Consider the following 3,749-nt stretch of genomic DNA (forward strand, 5'->3'; position numbering starts at 1 on the left):
CCCCCGATTCCTCCGGACGCGCCGCCAACCCGGCCTCGGGGGCCCCGGCCACCGCCACTGCGGCCAACCCGTCTTCGGGTGCGGCCACTTCGTTCCCGGGCACGACGGCCGCGCCGTCCCCAGGCACGACCGCCTCGGCGTACACCGGGGTCAGCTCCTCGGCACCCGCATCCCCGCCGTCGCCGAGTTCGTCGAACGGATCGGGGTAGCTGCCGGGATGGGCCAACCCGGCTCGCGACGGGGCGAAGTCGGACAGCTCGAACTCGTCGTCGAGCGGGCCGTCGTCGGGCCGGGCAGGTGCCTGGGCGTCCGGCACCGGCTCGGTCGGCTCGCCGTGCACCCGCTGCTCGGCCTCGGCGTCGGAGACGGCACTGGTGGTCAGGCTCGGCCGGTTGCGCAGGAACCGCCCGCGCCCCCGGGACAGGTCGTGACCGACCGCGACGGCCTCCAGCTCGTACAGCGTGCGGTGGTTGCCGGCGTCGTCGGTCCAGTCCCGGGTGTAGAGCCGCCCGCAGACGACCACGGGATCGCCGACCATCACCGAGGCCGCCACCCCCTCGGCGAGCTTGCGCCAGCAGTTGACCCGTACCCGCAGGCTGTTGCCGTCGACCCAGCGCCCGCTGTCGCGGTCGAGGCGCCGGGCGGTCGAGGCGACCTTGAAATTGGCGACCAGGGTGTTGCTCTGGGTGGTACGACGCCACTCGGGCGCGGTCAGCACGTTGCCGACAACCGTCACATACGTATCGAACATCGTCCCTCCAGCGGGGATCGGCGGCCCGCCTTCGCGAGCCGACTCGCAGTCGAGCCTGCGGCCCGGCACCGCCACCGGGCAGTCCCGAGACCCCGATCTGTGGACGACCGGACCACCTGTGGACAAACACCTGATCAAGGTCCCGGTGTGGTAGGCCGGGTGGCCCTGACCCGCTGGGTAGCCGGATCGCGATGATCGAGAGACGCCGGAACTGCTCACGTTCCGGACGCAGTCGACCTGGGTAGGGATCTTTCAACCGCACCGGTGAGCACGACGTCGAACGAAAGGTCAGCGATCATGAAGATGACCATCACCCGTTCCGCCCGCGTCCCTGGTGAGGTGCGGCGATGAGCACGAACCCGGCCACCGTGGCGCAGTGCCTCCGGCTCGGTGCCGGTTTCTCGCAGGCCGACCGGGACTGGATCGTCGCGCAGTTCGCCACGCTCGACACCCGCCTGGCCACCTTCAATGCCGACGCCACCGAGCTTGAGCTGTCGGTCAAGAACCGGGAGGCCAAGGGCCAGCGCATCACGCTGGAGTGCTGGATCGCCGGCCGACAGAAGATCGTCACCACCTCGGCCGAGGAGGATCTGCGCGCCGCGCTCAACGATGCCCGCGACGACCTGCGCCGCAAGCTCAACGACGCGAAGACCCGGCAGGAGCCACGCAACAACAAGCACCTGCGGGTCAACACCCCGCCCGGCCAGGCCACACCGGCTGGCGAACTGGCCGACGCCGGGATGACGACCGACGAGAGGTGATCGCACCGCCGGCCGGGGTGCGACCCCGGCCGGCGGGCCGGGCTACCGCCCGGTAGCTTGCCGGCGTACCGTCGGCACGTGGAACCGGATCTGCTGGGCCCGCCGTACGAGCGGCACACCATCGACCTGGGCAGCGACGACGAGGGGTCGGTGGTGGCCACCCTGGTCCGCCGCCGGGCCGAACGCCCCACCGGCCGGGCCGTGCTCTACGTACACGGCTTCGTCGACTACTTCTTCCAGACCCACCTGGCCGACTTCTTCGCCGAACGGGGCTGGGACTTCTACGCGCTGGACCTGCGCAAGTACGGCCGCAGCCTGCTCCCGCACCAGACCGCCAACTTCTGCCGCGACCTCGGTGACTACTTCCCGGAACTCGACGCCGCCGCGCAGATCATCCGTACCGAGGACGGGCACGACACCCTGCTGGCGATGGGCCACTCCACCGGCGGCCTGATCGTCTCGCTCTGGGCGCACGCCCGCCGCGACGCCGGGCTGGTCGACGGCATCTTCCTCAACAGCCCCTTCTTCGACCTGAACGCCCCATGGTTCGTGCGCCGACCCCTCGCGGCCGCCGTCGCCCGCCTGGGCCGCAGGGCGCCGCACCGGATCCTGCCGCTGGGGCTCGGCACCGTGTACGGCGAAAGCATCCACGCCGACCATCGCGGCGAGTGGACGTACGACCTGACCTGGAAGCCGCTCGCCGGCTTCCCCGTCCGGGCCGGTTGGCTCGACGCCGTCCGCACCGGCCAGCGGCGGCTGCGCGCCGGGCTGGACATCCCGGTGCCGGTGCTGCTCGCCTGCTCGACCCGCTCGTACCGGAGCACGAAGTGGCGGGACGCGGCCAGCCTCGCCGACGCCGTCCTCGACGTCGAGCACATGGTCCGCTGGGCGCCCCGCCTCGGCCAGCACGTCACGCTGGCCCGCTTCGACGGCGGCATGCACGACCTGACGCTCTCCGGCCCCGCCGTACGCGAGAAGGTCTTCGCCGAGGTGGGCCGGTGGGCCGAGGCGTTCCTCGGCGCCGGACCGACGGCCGCCCGCCCGGCCGCCCCGGAACCCCGCCGGGCTGATGACGCACCCGAAGCGGCGGCGGAAACCACGCCCCACGCGGACGCGGGGACGGCCGCCCGCAGCCGCGAGTAACCGGGTGCGACGGCGACAACGCCCGTGCGACCCTGGCCCGGCCACCCGTTCCGTCGCGCGGGGCCGGGACGGCGGTACCCTTCTCGCGCGATACCACGATGCGCCCGTAGCTCAGCGGATAGAGCAGGAGACTTCTAATCTCAAGGCCGCAGGTTCGAATCCTGCCGGGCGCACCCAGGTAACCCCAGCTCAGCAGCCTGCCGCTGGCACCCACTCCGGGGATGGCAGCAGCCCGGCGGTCAGCTTCGACCGCTCGACTGAGTGCCGGACCAACCAGTCACGCCCCGCCCCGCCGACGCTTGTCGGCGTCTCCGATCGCGTGCCGGACCGCAAGACGGATTACCCAGTAGAGAACGAGGAGGCTCAGCGGGTAGATGAGGAGGGCGGTGAGTACGGCATCCATGATCGTGAACCATAGGGATCAGCTGCCATTCTCGCTACAGCCGGTCGTACGCCGAGGTGCGAGTCAGCCGGGTAGGCGGTAGTGGCCGGCTCTGGGCCGCCAGCCCGCCGGCGGGTCCTCGCCGACCAGCCCGTCGACGGCCTCGCGGAGCAGGTCGGCGTGCCCGGTGTGCCGGCCGTACTCCTCGATCATGTCGTCGATCTCGCCACCACTCGACGCCGCTTGCGATCACGGGTACGCCGTCGCGCGGCGTCGTTCCGGTCACGGCTCGGTCAATCTTGGACAGTTACCGTTAGGTCCGAACGGTAACTGTCCAAGATTGGCGAAATGGCACCGCTAACGGGTCAGCTTGTCTGGCAGGGGGTGCCGTTCAGGCGGAACTCGCTCGGGCGGTCGTTGGTGCCGGAGTAGGTGGCCTGGAAGCCGAAGGTCACCGTGCCGTTGGTCGGCAGGCTGCCGTTCCAGGCGACGTTGCGCGCGGTCACGTTCCGCGCCGACTGGGTGACCTGGGCGTTCCACGCGTTGGTGACCTGCTGGTTGCCGGTGAACGACCAGGTCACGGTCCAGTTGGTCAGGGCGGGGCCACGGTTGGTGACGCGGACGTCGGCGGTGAACCCGTTGTTCCACTGGTTCGCCGTCCAGTTGACCGTGCAGGAGGACGGCCCCGGCGTGGTCGGGGTCGGGGTGGGCG

General features: G+C 71.1%; 6 protein-coding genes and 1 tRNA gene. 3 read left to right on the forward strand and 4 right to left on the reverse strand.

Going from position 1 to position 3,749, the window contains the following annotated elements; genetic code table 11:
• Nucleotides 1-751, reverse strand: a 751-nt coding sequence (locus C1I95_RS36775; RefSeq protein WP_233514030.1) for a single-stranded DNA-binding protein, incomplete at its 3' end; no start/stop codon positions are given.
• Between the two features lie 347 nt (nt 752-1,098).
• Between C1I95_RS36775 and C1I95_RS32610 the strand changes: the two genes are divergently transcribed.
• From C1I95_RS32610 to C1I95_RS32620, 3 genes are all read left to right on the forward strand, one after another.
• Complete coding sequence (locus C1I95_RS32610; protein ID WP_111219801.1) at nt 1,099-1,512, forward strand: HPF/RaiA family ribosome-associated protein; 414 nt, start codon at nt 1,099-1,101, stop codon at nt 1,510-1,512.
• A 78-nt stretch (nt 1,513-1,590) separates the two neighbouring features.
• The gene (locus C1I95_RS32615) at nt 1,591-2,655 is read left to right on the forward strand and encodes an alpha/beta hydrolase (RefSeq protein WP_199524014.1); all 1,065 of its coding nucleotides are present in this window, start codon (nt 1,591-1,593) and stop codon (nt 2,653-2,655) included.
• A 100-nt stretch (nt 2,656-2,755) separates the two neighbouring features.
• Nucleotides 2,756-2,828, forward strand: a tRNA-Arg gene (locus C1I95_RS32620).
• Between the two features lie 104 nt (nt 2,829-2,932).
• On the opposite strand, the gene C1I95_RS36990 is transcribed toward C1I95_RS32620, so the two are convergent.
• From C1I95_RS36990 to C1I95_RS32630, 3 genes are all read right to left on the reverse strand, one after another.
• On the reverse strand, nt 2,933-3,058 hold the full coding sequence (locus tag C1I95_RS36990; RefSeq protein ID WP_267900732.1) for a hypothetical protein: 126 nt from the start codon (nt 3,056-3,058) through the stop codon (nt 2,933-2,935).
• A gap of 63 nt (nt 3,059-3,121) precedes the next feature.
• Nucleotides 3,122-3,250, reverse strand: a complete 129-nt coding sequence (locus C1I95_RS32625; RefSeq protein ID WP_233514031.1) for a mycothiol transferase — start codon at nt 3,248-3,250, stop codon at nt 3,122-3,124.
• A gap of 152 nt (nt 3,251-3,402) precedes the next feature.
• On the reverse strand, nt 3,403-3,749 hold a 347-nt coding region (locus tag C1I95_RS32630), incomplete at its 5' end, for a cellulose binding domain-containing protein (protein WP_199524015.1).

The sequence above is a fragment of the Micromonospora craterilacus genome, from assembly GCF_003236315.1.
Taxonomy (GTDB): Bacteria; Actinomycetota; Actinomycetes; order Mycobacteriales; family Micromonosporaceae; genus Micromonospora; species Micromonospora craterilacus.

What these genes read in the sequence shown, in the direction of transcription:
- C1I95_RS32610 (WP_111219801.1), top strand. Translation starts at nt 1,099, where the DNA reads ATGAGCACGAACCCGGCCACCGTGGCGCAGTGCCTCCGGCTCGGTGCC.
- C1I95_RS36990 (WP_267900732.1), bottom strand. Translation starts at nt 3,058, where the DNA reads ATGGATGCCGTACTCACCGCCCTCCTCATCTACCCGCTGAGCCTCCTC.
- C1I95_RS32625 (WP_233514031.1), bottom strand. Translation starts at nt 3,250, where the DNA reads ATGATCGAGGAGTACGGCCGGCACACCGGGCACGCCGACCTGCTCCGC.